A 20304-nucleotide genomic window follows, 5' to 3' on the forward strand; every position below is an offset into this window, starting at 1 on the left:
TAACAAATTATACTTAGACTACCCAAAGTATCTACCCTTTGCAGAAGAATATTCGATCTTACTGCCTTAAAAAATAGCATTTGGAACAGATCTAAGACGACTTATTGCTTTGCATGTCGTTTATATCAAGTTTTAGTGCTGCCAAATTCTTGGCTACTTTGCCTACATCACCAGCACCTTGAGTTAAAATCAAATCTCCATCTTGCATTAAATTCGCTAATACCGACGGTAATGTATTCTGGTTTGCAACAAAAACAGGGTCGATTTTCCCTCTCGAACGAATCGTCCTACACAAGGCTCGGCTATCTGCACCGTTAATTGGTTTCTCACCAGCCGAATAAACATCAAGCATGATAAGAAGATCCACATTTTCCAAAACATTTGCAAAGTCGTCATATAGATCTCGGGTACGGCTATAGCGATGTGGCTGGAAAATCATAACCAATCGTTTATCTGTCCAGCCTGCTCGTGCAGCTTGAATCGTAACATCGACTTCACTTGGGTGATGACCATAATCATCAACTAGCATTACATTGCCGTTACCTGTGTTGAATTCACCTAAGTGTTCGAATCGACGACCCGTTCCTTCCGTATCAACCATCGCATTCATAATTGCTTCATCAGAAATATCATCTTCTGTTGCGACGGCAATCGCAGCTGACGCATTTAATGCGTTGTGTCTACCCGGCATATTCAGCGTGATATGCAAAGGCGCTTTTCCCTTGCGTTTTACCGTAAACTTGCCTTGTTGGCCTTCTTGGGAATAATTCTCTATACGGACATCAGCATCGTCAGAGAAACCATAGGTAATCACTTGGCGGCTAATCTGTGGAATAAGTTCGCGTACGACAGGATCATCAATACAAACAATCGCTTGTCCATAAAAGGGAAGATTGTGTAAAAAATCGATAAAGGTCTGTTTGAGGACCTCAAAGTCACCGCCATATGTGTCCATATGGTCAGCTTCTATGTTGGTCACAATACTGACCATTGGTTGAAGATAAAGAAAGGAAGCATCGCTTTCATCTGCTTCTGCAATCAAGATACGGCTTGAACCTAGACGAGCGTTAGTACCGGCACTTTTCACCAAGCCACCATTAACAAAAGTAGGGTCCATTCCTGCTTCAAAATATATCTGAGTAACCAACGCGGTTGTGGTTGTTTTTCCATGTGTACCCGCAACGGCAATACCATGTCGAAAGCGCATAAGTTCGGCAAGCATTTCCGCTCGCTGGACCACTGGTATACGCTTTTGCTTCGCGGCTACAAGTTCTGGATTGTCTTTTGTTATTGCAGTAGAAACAACGACAACACTCGCTTTTGCAATATTCGATTCGGAATGACCAAAGAAAATTTCCGCGCCTTTGCTACTTAATCTCTCAGTCACCTGATTGGCGGCTAGGTCAGAACCAGTAATTTGATAGCCTTCGTTAAGAAGAACTTCAGCAATACCACTCATCCCAGCTCCCCCGATGCCAACAAAATGAATACATTTCACTCTGCGCATTTCAGGGACAACGGCTCTAATTTTTGATAGGTCTTGAGTATGGTCTAGGGTCATTAAATCGTTCTCATTATTCAGTTAAGGCGACTATCGCCTTCGCAACGGTTTTATCTGCATTAAGCTTGGCAGCTCGTCTTGCATTTATTGCCATTGTTAATAGATCATTTCTGTCCAGATTTGATATAATTTCCGTTAAGCTACCAACGCTTAAGTCAGGTTGTTCTATCATTTTTGCCGCACCACACTCTATTAGGTGGTCAGCATTCAAAGCTTGTTGTCGGTCTTTATGCATAAAAGGGATGAAGATAGCACCAATGCCTGCAGCAGACACCTCTGAGACCGTCAAAGCCCCTGATCGACAAACAACAATGTCAGCCCATGCGTAAACAGCGGCAACATCATCAATAAACTCTGTAACCTCCGCTTGCCTTACGCCCATATCCCGATAAGATAACTGGACCTTCTCTTTATTGTTTTTACCTACTTGGTGGCAAATTGTATAGTCATTACCAAGCTTTTTCATTACTTCGGGTAGTGTCGTGTTGAGAATTTGTGCACCTTGACTGCCACCCATAACTAAGATTCTTAATGGTCCTGAACGTGCAGAAAACCGCTCTTCAGGGCTTTCTAGTTCAGTGACGTCTTCTCTTACTGGATTCCCAACTACTTCAGCGTGGCTAAATGCGCCCGGAAAGGCTTGAAATACTTTTTTGGCGATCTTGGATAGCCATTGATTTGTTAATCCGGCAACCGCATTTTGTTCATGCAGGACAACTGGGATGCCAGAAAGCCATGCCGCGATACCACCCGGCCCACTAACGTAACCACCCATACCTAACACAACATCAGGTTGCCATTTCTTAATATGACGTCTGGCTTGCATGATAGCATTCACGATCTGAAACGGCGCTTTGAGTAGCTTACCGACCCCTTGCCCTCGCAGACCTTTTACTTCAATAAAGTCAATCTCAATACCATGTTGAGGCACCAAGTCGGCCTCCATGCGATCAGCCGTACCTAACCAACGGATTTCCCAGCCTTGTTGCTGTAACTGTTTTGCAACCGCTAGCCCTGGAAAAACATGACCGCCAGTACCACCAGCCATAACAAGTAGTCGTTTATTATTCTTCTTCATTATTAATCTGTTCTTTATTCTGTGTGCCTAGCGCCGAGAGGCGACATTCGTGATCGATACGCAATAATATAGATACCGCGATAGACATAATAATTAGACTCGAACCACCGTAACTAATCAGTGGCAACGTTAATCCCTTAGTTGGAACGATTCCCGCTGAAGCACCCACATTAACCATAGATTGAAACGCAAACCAAACACCAATTCCAAAAGCAAGGTAGCCGCCAAATTGCTCATTCGCTTCTAGAGCTTTTTTACCAATTAAAATGGCTTTAACCACTAAAGCGAAAATCAATATTAGAATGATAGTAACACCAACAAATCCTAACTCTTCGGCTATAACTGCAAAAACAAAATCGGTATGAGCTTCCGGAAGATACTCCAACTTTTGAACAGAATTACCTAGTCCTTGTCCAAACCAATTACCACGCCCAAAGGCCATTAGTGATTGAGTTAGTTGGTAACCACTGCCAAACGGGTCATCCCACGGGTCCCAAAAAGAAGTGACTCGGCGCATTCGATAAGGCTCTATAAAAATAAGCAGTGCGACACCACCAATCCCAACCATCATTAACGCAATAAATTGCCATAACTTCGCTCCTGCTATAAATAACATTGCGAACAAAGTAACCAGCATAACAACGACGGTACCGAGATCCGGTTGTCCTAAGAGCAACACGGCAAGCACACCAAAAATGATAAGCGGTTTCATAAACCCGCTAAAAAAGGTGCGTCTTATCTCATCACCTTTTCGAACAAAATACCCAGCCATAAATATAAATAAAGAGAGTTTTGCTACCTCAGCTGGCTGTAAATTAAATATGCCAAGAGAAATCCATCTCGAGGCACCATTCACCGACTTTCCAGCTATTAATACGATAACCAAAAGCACAATTGAGGCGGAAAGCAACAGCGTGCTATACCTAAGCCATTTTTCTAAAGGGATCTGCAATACCACAGCGGAAACCGACAGCGCTAGGCAGAGAAAAACACCATGGCGGAACATAAAATGAAAAGGCTGCTCGGTCAAACGCGTGCTAATTGGAAATGACGCAGAGGTCACCATCACCAGTCCCACAAGCATTAAGCAAAGAGAAATCCAGACCAATTGACGATCAAATAAAACCTCAGGAGCGTTAGAGCGTCCTAAGTTTCTTATTTTCTCTCTAATAAACCTTAATTTCGACACCAATCACTCTTCCTAAGCGTATTGTTTCGCTAACTGGGTAAACGCATCCCCTCTAGCCATAAAATTCTTATACTGATCTAGGCTCGCGCAAGCAGGAGAGAGCATCACCATATCGCCACTCTCTAATTTCGGTACCATCGCCTCAATAATCTCATCGATACTATTCCAACGAGTAGCAGATGAATGTAACACCATCAATTGATCGCCATCTTGACCAAAACAGTAGAGTTTCACTTTCAACTTGGCTAATTCTGGAGCAAGCTCTGAAAAGTCCGCTCCCTTTCCAATGCCACCGACTAACAGATGAAGCGTCCCTTGAATATCTAACCCTGAAAGCGCAGCTAATGTGCTGGCAACGTTTGTTGCTTTAGAATCATTAACCCACTGAATATTTCGATTATCCATCACTACTTGGCATCTATGTGTCAAACCATTGTAAGACTTAAGTGCTGGTAACACTTTTTTATATTCAATACCTACACAGTCTAACAGGGCAAGAACAGTCAATACGTTCACCACGTTGTGTTTCCCGACCAAAGACAATTCACTCACAGGCATAATAGCAACTGAGCCGTTAGACAACCAATCAACGTCATCAATGGACAAGATAGTAAATCGCCCAGATTCCAGTCCAAAACTAATCAGATTTTGCTCTGGAACAAGATGATCTGGATACGTTTGACTATCACCTTCATTCACCACTAAATTCTTGGCATGATCAAATATTCTTAATTTTGCATCTCTGTACGAGGCCATACCTTCATAGCGATCCATATGATCCTCGGACAGATTAAGAAATGCAGCAGCAATAAGATCTAAATTAGAGGTCGTTTCTAACTGAAAGCTCGATAATTCAAGTATATATAAATCATATGGTTCATTAAGTAGATCTAAAGCTGGAACACCAATGTTGCCACCAACGCCGACCTTCATACCCGAGGCTTGTGCAAGCACACCCGCCAGATCTGTTACTGTACTTTTACCATTTGAACCTGTAATAGCAATAACTGGAGCTTCAACAGACCAAGCAAACAGTTCAATATCTCCAACGACTAGTATGCCTTTATTAATCACTTGCTGTATTTCAGGTGTCGACAACGCGATCCCAGGATTAACAACCACTAGCTCCGCAGCAAGTAACCAATCAATATTCCAACTTGCTGTATGCAGTTCAATATTGCGGGTAAGTTTATCTTTGCCTGGAGGGTTTATTCTTGTGTCTATTACCTTAATATTTAGAGCTTTATTCAGTTTCAATAGGTGCTTAACGACAGAGAGCCCGGTAATACCGAGCCCTACAACAACGACGTTTTTAATTCCTTTCCAACGATCCATTTTTTATCGAACCTTCAGTGTAGCCAAACCAACTAAAACTAAAACAATGGATATAATCCAAAAACGAACGATAACACGCGGCTCAGGCCAGCCTTTAAGTTCATAGTGATGATGTATTGGTGCCATTCTAAAGACTCTTTGACCACGTAATTTGTAGGAGCCAACTTGCAAAATAACAGACAAGGTTTCCATTACAAAAACGCCACCCATGATGACAAGGATGAACTCTTGGCGAACCAACACAGCAATGGTACCTAACGCCCCCCCTAATGCTAGTGAACCAACATCACCCATAAATACTTGTGCTGGGTAGGTATTGAACCAAAGAAAACCTAAACCAGCACCAACCATCGCTGTACATACTATGACTAACTCACTGGCTAATGGAATATGGGGTATATGTAAGTATTGAGAAAAATTAACATTACCTGTTGCCCAAGCGATGGCGGCAAATCCACCAGACACCAGCACCGTAGGCATAATTGCCAAGCCATCTAGACCATCAGTAAGGTTCACAGCATTACTGGTGCCAACAATCACGAAATAGGTCAAAACAATATAAAGCAACCCTAATTGAGGCATAACATCTTTAAAAAATGGAACAACAAGCTGGGTAGCAGATGTATCTTTGCCGTGCGCATAAAGTGCAAAAGCAACAACCAAAGCAATCGCAGATTGCCAAAAATACTTCCATCTCGCGATTAAACCTGCCGGGTCTTTCCTTACTACCTTGCGGTAATCGTCGACAAACCCTACCGCGCCATAACCTAAAAGTACTGATATCACAGCCCAAACATAGATATTGGAGAGATCGGCCCATAAAAGAACGGTGATGATAATGGAGGCCAAAATCATTATGCCGCCCATCGTTGGTGTACCACGTTTGCTGAAATGAGATTCAGGCCCATCATTTCTAACTATTTGACCTATCTGTAACAGCTGTAACCGCGTTATCAACCTAGGTCCCATCCACAAAGAGAGACTAAGGGCGGTGATGACACTTAAGATTGATCTAAACGATAGATATTCAAATAATCGAAAGAACGAGAAATATGGCTGTAGTAATTCTGCAAGCCAGATGATCATTTATGCTTCTCCTTTAAAGCTTCGGCCACAACACTCATATGTGCGCCGTTTGCTCCTTTTATCAACACAGTATGAACGTGCTTTGGTGTTTTGTGCAACTGCTGCCACATATAATCAATCAACTCACTGTGTGTAGAAAAATGTAGGCCTTGGCAAATATCGCTAATCGCTTTTGCTTCATCACCAAAGGTCAGCACATTCTCAAAATTAAATTGAGCTGCATATTCTCCGAGTTGACGATGAAATTCAAGACTTTCTTGACCTAATTCAGCCATATAACCGAGAACAAGCCAACGAGTGCCCGTATAGGAAGAAAGCAGCTTAACGGCGGCTCTCATCGCAGGAACACTCGCATTATAGCTATCATCAATTAACCTAATTGCATCACTTAGTTGGATGATTTCTACGCGGCCTTTCACGTTCACTACCGTCGCCAAACCCTTAGCCACATCGGTAAGTGAAGAGCCCAACTCCATCGCTAACGCTGTTGCGGCTAAAGCGTTGGGTACATTATGTTCACCAACAACCGAAAGCTGAACGTCAATCTCCCCCGCGGGAGTATGCATTGTAAAACTCGCATACCCTTGGCTGTTTAATTGACAGTTTTTCGCATAATAATTTGCCGAGATATTCGACATAGAAAAAGAGATAATACGCTTATTTGAGAGCACCTGTTCCCATAGTTTCTCTCCCTGACTATCTAAATTAACGATGGCGATATCACCAGCAGAAAGACCGTGATATATCTCGCCCTTCGCCTTCTTAACACCATCTATAGAACCAAAGCCTTCTAAATGCGCTGCAGCTACATTATTGACTAGTGCAACACTTGGCCTAACCAGCTCGGTGGTATAGGCAATTTCACCAAGATGATTGGCGCCTAATTCAATAACTGCATAGTCAAAATCTGGCTGAGAACGTAACAATGTCAATGGGACACCAATGTCGTTATTAAAGTTTCCAGCGGTAGCTAGAACCTTACCTTTTAAACTTAAGATGGAAGAAGCCATTTCCTTAACGGTCGTTTTTCCACAACTCCCTGTAATCGCAACGGTTTTAATGTCGCATTTTTTATGAACCCAAGACGCCAATCTACCTAACGCTAACCGGGTATCATGAACAATTATTTGAGGCAGTTCTACAGGTAGTTTTCTTTCCACTAAAAGCGCGCTGGCTCCGCTCTCCTTTGCTTTCTGACAAAAATTATGTGCATCAAAATTTTCACCCATTAATGCAATAAATAACGATCCTGGATGAATGGTTCTAGTATCCGTAGATACAGAATTTATGAGCGTATCTCCCCCTATTACTTCTGTATTTAGGGCTTCAGCAATGGCACTTAATGAGATAGCAATCATTGATTTATTCCTAATATCTTCAAAGCAGATTCACGATCAGAATAATGTATGGTTTCATTCTCGAGCACTTGATAATCTTCATGCCCTTTACCTGCTAAAAGAATGATGTCGTTATTATTGGCGTCGTCACTTGCCAATAGCAACGCCTGATATCGATCATGCTCTGTCTGAACAAGACGAGGGGTGATTAGCCCAGCTAGCATGTCTTTAAATATACTTTTAGGATCTTCATTACGTGGATTATCGTCAGTTAAAATCACATGGTCGGCTAAACGTTCCGCTATCTCGGCCATCATAGGTCGCTTGCCAATATCTCTATCTCCACCACAACCAAAAATAACCCATAGTTGGCCTACACAGTGCACTCGAAGCGCCATCAATGCCTTTTCTAAGGCATCTGGAGTATGTGCATAATCAACCACTATTTTGGCTTTATTTTCAGCTTGAAAAAGCTCCATCCTTCCAATGACGGGTTGCAGCTCTTTAGCACAATCTAATAACGTTTGCTTGTCAAAACCCAACGACAATAATGTGGCTAAACTGAGTAATACATTAGAGGCGTTGAACTCACCTATCAATGGTACGGTAAACTCACCGTCACCCCAGCTACCATCAATAGATAATCGGATCCCAGAGTCAGAATACTCAACACTTTTCGCCCATAAAGAAAGCGTATGATGTGGCTGATTTTCAATAGAAACGGCAACGGCTTGCGGAAGTTGAGTCAACCAATGAGCGCCAACTTTGTCGTCAGCATTGATGATTGCTTTGTTACAATGGTGTTGTGTGAAAAGCGCCAGTTTAGCCTCTGCGTACGCTTCCATCGTCCCATGGTAATCGAGATGGTCCCTACTTAGATTGGTAAAGACGCCAGCTGAAAAAGGTAAGGCCTTTACTCGTCCTTGAACCAATCCATGGGAGGAGACTTCAAGTGCAACATAATCGGCTCCTACTTCGGAAAGTTGCGCTAATGTTCTTTGGATATCAATCGCACTGCCTGTCGTATTTTCTGATACTTGCAGGTTTTCTAGAAAACCATTCCCCGTCGTACCCATCACCGCCGCACGTTTTTCTACTAATTCGATCCACTGGGCAATAAGCTGAGTAATGGTTGTTTTCCCATTCGTCCCAGTCACAGCAATCAGTTTTGAATTACACAAATAAATCCGGCTAGATAATTCAGATAAATGAAGATTAAGTTGTTTAATGTAGATAACTGGACAATCGTTATGATACTCCACCGTACCATGAACATGCTCTTGGCAAGCCTGAGCGATCACAGCATTAGCGCCTTTTTCGACCGCTTTATCAATAAACGCTCTACCGTCGATTGCATGCCCTAAGATCGCAACAAAGGTATCACCTTTGCAGATTTTACGACTATCTAACACCAAGTTGACAACTTCTATTTCTTGCAGAAAGTTATTCTTATCATCTAACACTTTACTCGCTGACTCTTTATTCTCTTCCTCATGACTCTCTAACCAAGGAGATAAAAGCGACAGTAAACTTTGCTTGTTAAGCATAAAGTTTGTCCTTCAATATTTAGTCTAAATTTTACAACGAAACCCTACCGCTTATTTGGCATCCGGAGCCACGTTTAGAATTTGCAGCGTTGACCTCATTACATCCGAGAACACTGGTCCTGCAACAGTACCACCATAGTATTGATCGCCCTGAGGTTCATTAACGACAACAACCATGGCAACTCTGGGGTTACTGACAGGAGCGACACCCGCAACGATTGCCACATACTCATCACTGTAACCACCAGCGATTGCTTTTCTAGAGGTACCAGTTTTTGCCGCAATTCGGTAACCTGACACGGCCGCTCGAGTGGCGGTGCCACCTTGTTGTGTCACGCCTTCGAGCATTTCTAATACCCTCATCGAATGCTCTTCACTTATCACACGCTGAGAGTGTTCAAATTTATTGTCGTTAACGATATGAAGCGCTCGGTACAGGCCATGGCTGCCAAGCGTAGCATAGGCATGAGCTAGTTGAATGGGAGTAACGGCAATACCGTAGCCGAATGCTAATGTGGCGATCTCAAATTTCGACCAACGGCGGCGATCAGGAAAAAGCCCCTCGGTTTCACCGATAAGATCAACACCACTCACCGATCCAAAACCGACAGAACTATACATTCCCAATAAGGCATCCAATGGCATATCTAACGCCAGTTTTGCGACACCTATATTACTTGATTTTTTCAGTATAGTAGCAAGGTTCGCTTTACCAACTTTAGAGCTATCCCTCACGCGACTGCCGCCAATCTGCATAAGACCGTTACCGGTATCAACAACCGTTTCATAGTCTGCGGTACCATTTTCTAGCGCAGCCAAAACGACAAATGGCTTCATGGTAGAACCCGGCTCCATAGAATCCGTAATGGTTCGATTTCGCATCTTAAAGCTTTGCAACTGACCTTTATTGTTGGGATTATAGGATGGTGCATTCACCATAGCCAAGACCCCACCAGTATCAACATCCAAAATAATAATTGAGCCTGACGTAGCACGGTAATCTGCAACCGCCTGTTTGATCGCTTGATAGGATATAGCTTGAAGGCGTTGGTCTATGGTTAGCTGTATTGGTTTACCTTGTTTTCGCTCATTGAGAGCAATATTCTCAACCACCCTACCGTGTCTGTCTTTTCGTATAGTTTTCTTACCCGCCTCACCCGTCAAGTATGAATCGTAACTACGTTCAACACCCTCTAAGCCATGGTCATCAATACCAGTAACACCAATAACGTGAGCACTCACTTCACCAGTGGGATAATAACGACGAGATTCTTTATTTAAGCCAACTCCCGTCAACTTAAGTTCACTTATATAATTTGCCATCGCTGAGCTTACTTGCCGTTGCAAATAGATAAAGCGCCTTTTCTTGTTACCCTCTATTTTTTTCAGTAACACGTCGCGTTTAATCCCGAGCACATCAGCTAAGGCATACCATCGGTTTAATTCTTCAAAGCCACCCGCTTTAAAAATGGCGACAGGATCGGCCCAAACCGCTTGTACAGGCACGCTTACCGCTAGCTGTTCACCATTTTTATCGGATATGATGCCTCGGGCTGAGGGAATGGATTTAACACGGACTGAACGTAAGTCACCTTGTCTAATCAGATCATCTGGCTTAATGACCTGAATATAAGCCACTCGCGCTACAAGAGCAGAAAACACGATAAACACAAAGGCGATAACGATATAAAAACGCCAAGGTATCAGAAGCACCTCTTCTTTTTTTTCAATACGTTTGTTTATTGGCTTTTTATTAGCAGAACTTTTTGCTCGCTTTACCACTTTTTTTGTTTTCATTTGGAAGAAATCACCACTTCTTTATCCGCATCAGGACGCTTCATTTCTAGATCTTCAACCGCCATTTTTTGAACCCGGCTATGTTCCGCAAGTGCATTTTCTTCCAATATTAAATTTCGCCATTCATTATCGAGGCGTTCCCGCTCTTCGTAAGCCTGATCTTTCTCTGTTATAGAGCGTCGAGTTTCATGGGTATTGAATACCACCCCCATGGCGGTGATAAATATCGCCACCAGCAAAATAAAGGGTACTACTCCAATCCTGAATATATCGAATACAATAAGCTTGGCAAGATTAGGCTTGTTCTCCATTATAATTTCTCTGCAATCCTTAGCATTGAACTACGAGAACGGTTATTTATTTCTACTTCTTGAGTCGATGGTTTAATCGCCTTGCTGACCGTTTTAAGTGCGGCACTACCCAATTTTTTTATTTGGTCTTCAGTCAGTGGGATCCCGTGAGGAACTTCAGGTCCTCGACTCTCTTTTCTCATAAAGCGTTTAACCATTCGATCTTCTAGAGAATGAAAACTGATAACAGAAAGCCTTCCCTCTGGAGCCAAAACGCTCAGTGCGCCTTTAAGTGCGGTATCAATTTCTTCAAGCTCACTATTTATATAGATTCTAATTGCCTGAAAGCTTCGTGTTGCAGGATGTTTCTTTTTCTCTCTTGACGGAGAGGCATCTGAAATAAGTTTAGCCAAATGGCTAGTACGACTTAGCGGTTCTTTTTCATCATCTTCACGATGCGCAATAATGGCGCGGGCAATGCGCTTTGCAAATCTCTCTTCACCAAACTCTTTTAATACCCAGGATATATCATCGACATCGGCTTGCATTAACCACTGAGACGCAGGGATACCTGTCGTCGGATCCATTCTCATATCTAACGGACCATCTTTCATAAAGCTAAAACCACGTTCAGCGTCATCTAACTGCGGTGAAGACACACCCAGATCAAGCAAAACTCCATCGACCTTACCTGTAAGGCCGAAATCTTCAGCATAATCGGCCATCTTAGAAAAAGGCCCATGAATGATGGTAAAGCGCGGGTCATCGATTTTATTCGCTTCCGCTATAGCCGTTGGATCTCGGTCAATACTAAAAAGACGGCCATTTTCACCTAGTTTCGACAAAATAGTGCGACTATGCCCTCCACGACCAAATGTACCATCGATATATACGCCGTCTGGTTTAATCGCTAAACCATCGATAGATTCATTAAGCAATACAGAAATATGTTGGAATGGTTCGGTCATGGCAGGTGCTCGTTTCCTTGGGGCTTCAGTTTGAAGTGTTAACGTTATAGTGTACCGAATTGCTCTGTTCTAGCCAGTAACAATGCGTTTATTAAGGTAAATTTTCTGCAATAAATCACTATATATGGATAACTCACTATTGAGTCGTGAGTCTAACGGTGAAAAACAGACTTTTCAGAACAGTTTTTCACCTTGATATCTAATGCCTGCTAATAGTATAGCTAACGACAACAAAGGCCAGAGTATAACAACGATCGCCTTTATCCCGCAAACAGATACAGTCATGAGCCTCATTCCAATGATGCATGTCATAGAGGTTGTAAGGAGCGATGTAAGTTTGTTTATATTGAGCTCAGAGGTTAGAATTAGAGCTCTGCCGAGGAGATATTTTTTGAGTTCAAAATACACGTTTTATGCATGGGACAAATCCCTTGAATCTGCCGATGAAAAATTGGTGTTATTGAAGTTGGCAGATATGGCCAATAATGAAGGCATGGTCTCGTTTGAACTAAATGACATTGCCCAAGAATGTCTCTCCAACGAATTTAAGTTAGCGAACACTCTTACTTCAATCGCCAATCAAGGTTTCCTAGAAAAAACCCAAGTAGAGAGAAGAATGGGCCGTGAGGTTCATTGGTTTAAATTGCTTCTTTCGGATAATTCAACGACCGTTCAATTGCCCGTTTATACTCCGACGGATATGGTTCAAAACGCCCCTGCAACAATTAAACCGATGGAGCAATCTAGCGCGCCTAGTTGGACTGGTCGATTTTTTGGCCTTTACAATATTCCAATGGTAAGTCGTGACCCTATTTGGCAGAAATTTGCTCGAGAAAACAACACTCAAACCACAAACTTAATTAGACTGGAACGTGACTTTGAAGGCTGGCTTGATCAGGCTAAGCAAGCGGGCGATTTAAAAACGTTTGTTGGCGATGTTAAACCTATCCAAAAACGGAGCAAAGTAGCGAAACCGAAACATAGCGGTAGTAATTACCTATCTACACATGACCTAGATGAATATGATATTCCGGAGTGGGCACAACAAACGCTGATGCATGCAGGTCTTCAGATTGATCCTAAGCTTTTTTGGGAAAAATTTGTGGTTTACTATAAGTCTAGAGCCAATGAGTATATCTCCATTACCCAGTTATTAAATAAGCTGCGATACTGGATAGTGAACGAAAAGCAGTCTGTTGAAAATCGTAAGCAGTCAGAAGAACGCCGCCAGCTTACCTATCAAAACAATAATCAGCGGAAAAACTTAAGTCCCTCAGAAGAGTTTAGAGAGTACCTAAGAGCACAAGGCAAGAAACCAAATTTTTAGCCATCAATTATTGGTACCACGACACCAAGTTAGCGGCTAAGGCTAGTTAACCCAAGCCAGTTTACGGACGAGAATATGAACAAATCAAAAAAACCTGAAAATATGGATTTTTCCTCGATGGAAAAAAAACTGCGTGAACTCGGTATTGATAATGGCATTAGTCATCTTAGCAAAGCTAAAAATACCGCTATTTCGTCTGATTCAGGCAAGCAACATCAGGTTACTCCATCTAAAAAAACACCGGGTAAAGCTCGTCAAGTACCAAGTCAACTCGCGATTCAAGACGAAAGCGATAGAGTACCTAGCGATTGGTGCAACTACATATTTGGTACACTTCTAAGTATTTATGAATCGACATGGATAAAATCTTATGGCGGACGCCCCACTGGCCGCTTTCTTGATTTCGCTGATAGTCTCAGTGAAGAAGAGTTAATGCGCATTATTCAACACTGTCGCGAACGCCTTCAAGGAGGTGAAACTTGGCCACCTATTATGGGTGAATTAACCATATTAAAAGGCCAATTAACCGTTTCAGAGCTCATGGACGCTCAGATGAGGGTCATCAATAAAGAACCTCAAAGTCAGATAGAAAAATGGATAATTCAGAACAAAGGCTTCGAATTGCGTCGACTCTCACAAACCCAACTAGCAAAACGATTTAAAGAATTCTACTTAGAGGCAATGAAGCTTCAGGAAAAAGGTAAGCTTAGAACCGAGATGCCTAAAGCTCTTGCCGCTAATTCGGTTAGAAACCTAAACGATGAGAAACAAGAAGAATATCGACAAGAGCACGGCAACCAAATCAATCCCCGAATCCAGGCAATATTGGATAGTAAAAAATCACAAGAGCAGTAATATAATTCGTAAAAGTAAGACCTCGCAAAATACCGCGAGGTAATGACTATTCGTCTATTTCCGAGCTCAACCAACCTACCCGCTCCTATCACAACCTCTTTACGCTATTTTCTAGATGAACCTAACCTGAATAAGCTGTTCAACAATCGTTAACGAATAGGGGTGTACCTTTGTTTCCATAGTCATTAATAATATCTATGGAGTTAACAATGAGCTCAATCAGCATCGTCATCATTACACTTAATGAAGAAAAACGAATTGGTCATTTATTAGAAGACCTTGGCAAGCAATGTCATCAAGGTTTCGAGGTCATTTTGGTCGACTCAAACAGTGACGATACGACCAGAGAAATCGCAAGTTCATACGAAGAAATCCTACCCGACCTTACCATCCACAAGATGGAAACCAGAGGTGTGAGCCTTGGTAGGAATACTGGTGCATCATTAGCGAAGCACAATCGGTTGCTTTTTTTGGACGCAGACGTAAGGCTACCACCCGATTTTTTAAGTCGCACATTATATCAGCTAAAGACCAAAAAACTGGAGGTGGCAGGATTCTATATGGGTGCCAAGAACCTACCAATGATATATAAACTAGGCTACTACTGCTTTAATTTTGGTTTATTCATCACACAGTTTTTTTTCCCGACAGCGGTAGGGGCATGCCTTTTCGCAACAAAACGCGTACATCAAGAGATCGGAGGGTTTGATGAGCAAATTACACTCTGTGAAGATTGTGAGTACGTAAAAAAAGCTAGTAAAACATGGCGTTACCGCCTTCTACCTTTAACATTTCATTTTGACCCCCGTAGACTAGATCAAGATGGAGCTTTCAAAACGGGCTTAACCTATTTGAAAGCCAACCTACGTCGTTTTTTCTTTGGCGAAATGCGTAATAATGAAATGGAATACAAATTCGGCCATTACAAAGAAAGTGCATAACGTCAGGACAGTACAATGTTTGAAGGAACAACCCTGTTTATTGGCGCATTACTAGATGCGGTAATCGGACCCAATCTACTTGTGCCCGGTGAGCCTTTCATGTTGGCAGCGGGCTATCAACTTCACCAAGGAATTTGGTCAGGCGTGATCGCTGTTTTACTCGGAGGCTTTATTGGCGACCAAATTAGTTTTTTTATTGGTCATCAAGTAGGAGCGCCTGTTCAAAAAAAACTAATACGATGCGTTCCTAAGACTCGCCGTGCTTTTGCCCGCTGTCGACGCTTGATGTATAAAAAAGGGAATGCCATATTGGTATTTGCTCGCTTGCTTGGACCTATCGCTTGGGTCGTGCCATTTATGGCCGGAAGCAACAGAATCACTTGGCCACGTTTTACTTTATTTTCATTGATTGGTTTATTGTTAGGTGTTGGACAATTTGTCCTTTGGGGTTACCTTGCAGCGTATGGGTTAGAGACGTTATCCATACTACAAGATGTACAAATATTTATTGCTGAACATAAATACAGCATACTCGTATTGTTGTTGTTCATTGGTACTCTATACTTCGGCTATAAAAGAAAATGGCGATTTTTGGCTATCAAGTCGTTTTCTATCTTGTCCGCGGCATTACTGTTTACAAATTACAGTCACTTTTTTTGGTTTTCAGATGATTTAAGTCTATCGGACAAAATCATTGAGCCACCAGAAAAAATTGAATTGACCAAATTTGACTACAAAGCTTATCCAGGAAAATCCTCATACTTTAATGCCCAGGCCATCAATATTGTCTACATAGGGTCCTCTCCAAAATCAATGATGCTGTCGTTGGGTTGGATAGAAAACAAAACTTTCTCACGTAATGAAATCGAATGGACAGATTACCTCGAACTGCTTAAAGCCCAAACACCACCTGTATCAGATCTATTTTGGCAAGGTTCACCACAACTCATGGCTTTTCAGTTACCCGGCGATTTAATGAAGCGCAATCATATTCGATGGTGGCTCGCTGGCATCGATAGTAAAACGAATCAAACCATATGGGTTGGAGCGGCTAGCTATGACAACGGATTAAAAATCACGCCTTACTCTGGAATCATCACGGTGTTACATAAAATAGAACCGAATGTTGATCAGGAGCGTGACGCCATTGCAATGCGAATACGTCAAGTCTCGGAGCGATGGGGGGCGGATTATATCAAGCCTATAGCAGCAACGGTTCTTGACGAAAAACATGATTACTACTCAGATGGTCGAGTCGTGATTATTACAGATAAGTCTTCAAATACTAATTCGTAATTTTTGAATGGTTAAATTAGATAAAATCAGAAGGTAGGTATCAATTCGGATTGTTTCACAAAGACCTCGCATTTACTGCGAGGCCTTGTGAATACAAATGGTTGGAGTCGACCTGTAAGCCGGGTTCTGTATCCGCTTTCGCGGTGATAGCCATTCGTCTAGGCCAGCAATCACTCACTGGCTCAAGCAACCTACCCGCTCCCTAACACGAGCCGCGCTATGTGGAAGCCTATTTGGTCTTGCTCCGGGTGGAGTTTACCTTGCTACGAACTGTTGCCAGACGCACGGTGCGCTCTTACCGCACCCTTTCACCCTTACCTGTGCTCGTCTCTTCTTTCGAAAAGAAAAGCCATCGGCGGTTTTCTCTCTGCTGCACTTGTCGTGGGCTTGCGCCCCCCAGGCGTTACCTGGCACCCTGCTCTATGGAGCCCGGACTTTCCTCCCCTTCGTCAGTCTCCACAGGATAAACCGTAGGACATCAACGAAGCGGCGACTACCCAGTCAACTCCGGCGCGGATTGTAGCGGAAGCCACTAGAGATGTCGAGCTTATAGCACAGCAAATTCTTAATCGATTGAATTTTAAGAATCCAAATTATGAACTGAAATTCTCCAAACCCCATTTGTACAGTATATTTTTCTTCAATCCATGGGTCTCAGCCACGATAGCAGCAGCCTTCTTCAAAGGCAGTTCTGCCACGAGTAATGTCAACAATCTCAATGCTTCTGCAGGAATTTCATCTTTAACATCTTCTCGATAACCATGGATAAGCAGAACCATCTCACCTCTTTTACGATTATCGTCTTCTTCGATCCACGGTATAAGGTCCCCTAAAGGCATCCCTTGAATTGTTTCAAAGGTTTTCGTCAGTTCACGGGCCAATACCACTATACGTTCTGGTCCTAATACCGTAAGCATATCTTGGAGGGAATCCATTATACGGTGAGGTGATTCATAAAAAATGCAGGTACGCTCAGCCCGCTCTATTTCCATAAACTTGTCTTGACGACCTTTACTTTTTGCGGGAAGAAACCCCTCAAAACTGAACCTGTCAGAAGGCAGACCCGATGCACTTAACGCCGTAACAAAAGCACATGCCCCTGGTAGAGGAACAACTTTTACACCAGCCTGACGACATTTATTGACTAAATGATACCCTGGGTCACTAATTAATGGTGTACCAGCATCAGAAACAAGCGCAATTGACTGTCCTTGCAATAATCTATCAACTAATACTTGCGCTTTTTGTTGTTCGTTATGATCATGTAGGGCATAGGTCTTCGTTGAGATGTTAAAATGGGAAAGTAACCTGCCTGTATGTCGAGTATCTTCCGCGGCAATGACATCCACACGGGACAAGACCTCAATGGCACGCTGAGTTATATCTCCCAAATTTCCAATTGGGGTGGGTACAATGTAGAGAGTTGGGATCTCTGACGGGAAAGTTTTGTTATCTGTCATTTGTTTACCATCACTTCAGCGATTAATATAGAGATAATTTTACACATAGTTGAATAATAACTTATGGCTAGAAAGAACCAGCAACGAATCAGTGTACCACGCCTTGTAACTCCAATTGCACTAGCAATTGTCCTTGCAGCGTGTACTTCTCAACCAAACGCACCGGAAAAGATTGATATTACCTTAGATCCTACGTTGTCGGCTCAAGCCTATATCGTCAAGGCGGACTCTATCCAAGGCAGCATTCAAAACGACTGGCTAATTATGGCATTGAAAGCAGCGTTAGCAGAAGGGAACACAGAACAAGCCGGCTTCTTAATAACTAGACTTGAAAAACAACAGTTATCCGAGGTACAACAGGCTGAATGGCAACTTGCTAGAGCCAACCACTTTATTTTAATAAAGCAACCAAACGAAGCGTTACAGCAGCTTAACTTCACTCAATGGTGGACACTCCCTCAAGAGCAGTGGAAAGATTACCACGCTACACGCGCTCAATTGTTTTCCCAACTTCAAGACTATATTAATGCCAGTCGCGAAACTATCTTACTTGGCAAGTATACAAAACCAACAGAACAAGCTGTGATTTCCGAGCAAGTATGGCGAAATCTTTCTCAATACTCTCAGTTTGAAGTCAGCAGGCTGTCTGCACAAGAAGACGAACAAGACTTAGCAGCATGGCTACAGCTCACTGTTTATATGAAAACACTAGACACAGATGTTGGTCAGCTTAAAAATGCGCTAGAGACTTGGATGCTTGAAAACCCAGACCATTTAGCCGCTCTTTATATACCAACGGATGTTCAAATCATACTTGATCTCGAAATCATTCAACCTAAAAGCACTGCTTTATTGTTGCCTTTATCTGGCAAATATGAAAAGCAGGCTAAGTTAGTGCGCGACGGCTTTTTGATGGCACTAATGAATGATTCAAATAGAGCAGACGATGCTATTCTTACGGTCATTGATACGAATAAAGTAACAAACGAAGCGTTAGCTCAAACTTTGGACAATAAGAATATTGATTTCATCGTTGGCCCTCTGATGAAGAAAAAAATAGAAGAAGTGACAGAAACTCAAGCTCTTCGTGAACAAAAAACCCCTATGCTGGCCCTGAATATCCCCGATGAGTTAGATACGACATTAAACACTTGCTACTTAACTTTGTCTCCCGAACAAGAAGTAGAGCAAGCAGCAAAACATCTCTTTGCTCAAGGCTTTCAATACCCGTTAATCTTAGCACCTAAAGGTACTTTAGGGACTCGCGTAGCAACCGCGTTTCAAAATGAATGGAAGAAATACAGCAACAACCTAGCCGTAGTAAGCTACTTTGGAACTAAGGCTCAGTTGCAAAAAAACATAAATTCTGTTTTTGGTATTAATGCAAGCCAAAGCCGAATCGTTCAAATGGAAAACTTAACAGGTATGGAGTTGGAACATCAAGCGAGAAGTCGAAGAGACATCGATTCTGTGTATATTGTCGCAAATAGCTCTGAACTTACCCTCATCAAACCATTTATTGAGGTTGCGATTAACCCGGAAGCCAAGCCACCTAAGTTATTTGCAAATTCTAGAAGCAATAACCATGGAAAGCGGCAGTTTGAAGACCTATCCGGTGTTATCTTCAGTGATATTCCTATGCTAATAGAGAATGATACGGATCTAATATCACAAATAGATGAACTGTGGCCAAATCAGAGTAACGGTCAAAAGCGTTTACAGGCACTAGGAATGGACGCATATAAATTGATCAATGAATTACCTCAAATGAAGGTAGTACAAGATCACAAAGTACAAGGTAAAACAGGTACACTGAGCATAGATGAACAATGCGTCGTACAACGGGAGATCAGTTGGGCGGAGCATGACGCTCTTTAATAGAAGAGAGATCGGGAACAAGTATGAGGCCTTGGCGAATCAATACCTGAGTCGCCAAGGCTTAAATTTAATAGAACATAATTTCACCACCAAATTTGGCGAAATTGACCTAATAATGCGAGACAAAGACACAACCGTCTTTGTTGAGGTGAAATACCGAAAACATAGCAAATTTGGCGACGCCGCTGAGTTCGTCAACCACTCTAAGCGCCTTAAACTCATCAAGACTGCTTACGTGTGGTTAAGTCGCCAAAATCGCTCACCTCATTCGACTAGTTTTAGATTTGATGTTGTTGCTATTCATCAAGATGGAACAGACATTAATTGGATAAAGAACGCTATAACGCAGGATTAACATA

17 protein-coding genes and 1 other RNA gene are annotated in these 20304 nt (G+C 42.4%); 6 read left to right on the forward strand and 12 right to left on the reverse strand.

Going from position 1 to position 20304, the window contains the following annotated elements:
- Positions 1-91: 91 nt before the first annotated feature.
- From murC to rsmH, 10 genes are read right to left on the reverse strand one after another with little or no spacing between them, the layout of a single operon-like run.
- A complete protein-coding gene (gene murC / locus L3V77_RS14575; protein WP_275134775.1) occupies positions 92-1561 on the reverse strand; it encodes a UDP-N-acetylmuramate--L-alanine ligase in 1470 nt (489 codons plus the stop codon).
- Between the two features lie 13 nt (positions 1562-1574).
- Positions 1575-2639, reverse strand: coding sequence for an undecaprenyldiphospho-muramoylpentapeptide beta-N-acetylglucosaminyltransferase (gene murG / locus L3V77_RS14580; RefSeq protein ID WP_275134776.1), 1065 nt, complete (start codon positions 2637-2639; stop codon positions 1575-1577).
- The gene (gene ftsW, locus L3V77_RS14585) at positions 2626-3828 is read right to left on the reverse strand and encodes a cell division protein FtsW (RefSeq protein WP_275134777.1); all 1203 of its coding nucleotides are present in this window, start codon (positions 3826-3828) and stop codon (positions 2626-2628) included. Before ftsW ends, murG begins: the two co-directional genes overlap by 14 nt.
- Before the next feature lie 12 nt (positions 3829-3840).
- Positions 3841-5163: a UDP-N-acetylmuramoyl-L-alanine--D-glutamate ligase gene (murD, locus tag L3V77_RS14590; RefSeq protein ID WP_275134778.1), complete on the reverse strand. Its 1323-nt coding sequence runs from the start codon at positions 5161-5163 to the stop codon at positions 3841-3843.
- 3 nt (positions 5164-5166) lie between these two features.
- Positions 5167-6249, reverse strand: coding sequence for a phospho-N-acetylmuramoyl-pentapeptide-transferase (mraY, locus tag L3V77_RS14595; protein ID WP_275134779.1), 1083 nt, complete (start codon positions 6247-6249; stop codon positions 5167-5169).
- Positions 6246-7607: a UDP-N-acetylmuramoyl-tripeptide--D-alanyl-D-alanine ligase gene (murF, locus tag L3V77_RS14600; RefSeq protein WP_275134780.1), complete on the reverse strand. Its 1362-nt coding sequence runs from the start codon at positions 7605-7607 to the stop codon at positions 6246-6248. Before murF ends, mraY begins: the two co-directional genes overlap by 4 nt.
- Positions 7604-9133: a UDP-N-acetylmuramoyl-L-alanyl-D-glutamate--2,6-diaminopimelate ligase gene (murE, locus tag L3V77_RS14605; RefSeq protein ID WP_275134781.1), complete on the reverse strand. Its 1530-nt coding sequence runs from the start codon at positions 9131-9133 to the stop codon at positions 7604-7606. Before murE ends, murF begins: the two co-directional genes overlap by 4 nt.
- 51 nt (positions 9134-9184) lie before the next feature.
- Complete coding sequence (locus tag L3V77_RS14610) at positions 9185-10930, reverse strand: penicillin-binding transpeptidase domain-containing protein (RefSeq protein ID WP_275134782.1); 1746 nt, start codon at positions 10928-10930, stop codon at positions 9185-9187.
- A complete protein-coding gene (gene ftsL, locus L3V77_RS14615; RefSeq protein WP_195705126.1) occupies positions 10927-11247 on the reverse strand; it encodes a cell division protein FtsL in 321 nt (106 codons plus the stop codon). Before ftsL ends, L3V77_RS14610 begins: the two co-directional genes overlap by 4 nt.
- Positions 11241-12188: a 16S rRNA (cytosine(1402)-N(4))-methyltransferase RsmH gene (gene rsmH, locus L3V77_RS14620; protein ID WP_275134783.1), complete on the reverse strand. Its 948-nt coding sequence runs from the start codon at positions 12186-12188 to the stop codon at positions 11241-11243. Before rsmH ends, ftsL begins: the two co-directional genes overlap by 7 nt.
- Before the next feature lie 391 nt (positions 12189-12579).
- Here rsmH and L3V77_RS14625 point away from each other — a divergent pair, with 391 nt between their 5' ends.
- From L3V77_RS14625 to L3V77_RS14640, 4 genes are all read left to right on the forward strand, one after another.
- Positions 12580-13515 carry a hypothetical protein gene (locus L3V77_RS14625; protein WP_275134784.1) on the forward strand — a complete coding sequence of 312 codons (936 nt, stop codon included), beginning with the start codon at positions 12580-12582 and terminating at the stop codon, positions 13513-13515.
- A gap of 75 nt (positions 13516-13590) precedes the next feature.
- A complete protein-coding gene (locus L3V77_RS14630) occupies positions 13591-14370 on the forward strand; it encodes a hypothetical protein (protein WP_275134785.1) in 780 nt (259 codons plus the stop codon).
- Positions 14371-14579: 209 nt separating this feature from the next.
- Entirely contained in the window at positions 14580-15311 is a 732-nt protein-coding gene (locus L3V77_RS14635; protein WP_275134786.1) for a glycosyltransferase, read from the forward strand.
- Between the two features lie 15 nt (positions 15312-15326).
- Positions 15327-16607: an LssY C-terminal domain-containing protein gene (locus L3V77_RS14640; RefSeq protein ID WP_275134787.1), complete on the forward strand. Its 1281-nt coding sequence runs from the start codon at positions 15327-15329 to the stop codon at positions 16605-16607.
- A 99-nt stretch (positions 16608-16706) separates the two neighbouring features.
- On the opposite strand, the gene rnpB is transcribed toward L3V77_RS14640, so the two are convergent.
- Positions 16707-17116: RNase P RNA component class A (rnpB, locus tag L3V77_RS14645), an RNA gene on the reverse strand.
- An 84-nt stretch (positions 17117-17200) separates the two neighbouring features.
- Positions 17201-18067 (reverse strand): 16S rRNA (cytidine(1402)-2'-O)-methyltransferase, encoded by an 867-nt coding sequence (gene rsmI, locus L3V77_RS14650; RefSeq protein WP_275134788.1) that lies wholly within the window; start codon positions 18065-18067, stop codon positions 17201-17203.
- A gap of 63 nt (positions 18068-18130) precedes the next feature.
- Here rsmI and L3V77_RS14655 point away from each other — a divergent pair, with 63 nt between their 5' ends.
- Together L3V77_RS14655 and L3V77_RS14660 are read left to right on the forward strand one after the other, a co-directional pair.
- Entirely contained in the window at positions 18131-19945 is a 1815-nt protein-coding gene (locus L3V77_RS14655; protein ID WP_275134789.1) for a penicillin-binding protein activator, read from the forward strand.
- Positions 19932-20300, forward strand: coding sequence for a YraN family protein (locus L3V77_RS14660; RefSeq protein ID WP_275134790.1), 369 nt, complete (start codon positions 19932-19934; stop codon positions 20298-20300). The genes L3V77_RS14655 and L3V77_RS14660 overlap by 14 nt, the downstream gene beginning before the upstream one ends.
- Positions 20301-20304 lie beyond the last annotated feature (4 nt).

It is taken from the genome of Vibrio sp. DW001 (assembly GCF_029016285.1).
Lineage (GTDB): Bacteria > Pseudomonadota > Gammaproteobacteria > Enterobacterales > Vibrionaceae > Vibrio.

Bases quoted from the DNA above. Each gene is read 5' to 3' on its own strand.
- murC (WP_275134775.1), bottom strand. From the start codon at position 1,561: ATGACCCTAGACCATACTCAAGACCTATCAAAAATTAGAGCCGTTGTC.
- murG (WP_275134776.1), bottom strand. From the start codon at position 2,639: ATGAAGAAGAATAATAAACGACTACTTGTTATGGCTGGTGGTACTGGC.
- murD (WP_275134778.1), bottom strand. From the start codon at position 5,163: ATGGATCGTTGGAAAGGAATTAAAAACGTCGTTGTTGTAGGGCTCGGT.
- mraY (WP_275134779.1), bottom strand. From the start codon at position 6,249: ATGATCATCTGGCTTGCAGAATTACTACAGCCATATTTCTCGTTCTTT.
- murF (WP_275134780.1), bottom strand. From the start codon at position 7,607: ATGATTGCTATCTCATTAAGTGCCATTGCTGAAGCCCTAAATACAGAA.
- murE (WP_275134781.1), bottom strand. From the start codon at position 9,133: ATGCTTAACAAGCAAAGTTTACTGTCGCTTTTATCTCCTTGGTTAGAG.
- L3V77_RS14610 (WP_275134782.1), bottom strand. From the start codon at position 10,930: ATGAAAACAAAAAAAGTGGTAAAGCGAGCAAAAAGTTCTGCTAATAAA.
- rsmH (WP_275134783.1), bottom strand. From the start codon at position 12,188: ATGACCGAACCATTCCAACATATTTCTGTATTGCTTAATGAATCTATC.
- L3V77_RS14630 (WP_275134785.1), top strand. From the start codon at position 13,591: ATGAACAAATCAAAAAAACCTGAAAATATGGATTTTTCCTCGATGGAA.
- L3V77_RS14635 (WP_275134786.1), top strand. From the start codon at position 14,580: ATGAGCTCAATCAGCATCGTCATCATTACACTTAATGAAGAAAAACGA.
- L3V77_RS14640 (WP_275134787.1), top strand. From the start codon at position 15,327: ATGTTTGAAGGAACAACCCTGTTTATTGGCGCATTACTAGATGCGGTA.
- rsmI (WP_275134788.1), bottom strand. From the start codon at position 18,067: ATGACAGATAACAAAACTTTCCCGTCAGAGATCCCAACTCTCTACATT.
- L3V77_RS14655 (WP_275134789.1), top strand. From the start codon at position 18,131: ATGGCTAGAAAGAACCAGCAACGAATCAGTGTACCACGCCTTGTAACT.
- L3V77_RS14660 (WP_275134790.1), top strand. From the start codon at position 19,932: ATGACGCTCTTTAATAGAAGAGAGATCGGGAACAAGTATGAGGCCTTG.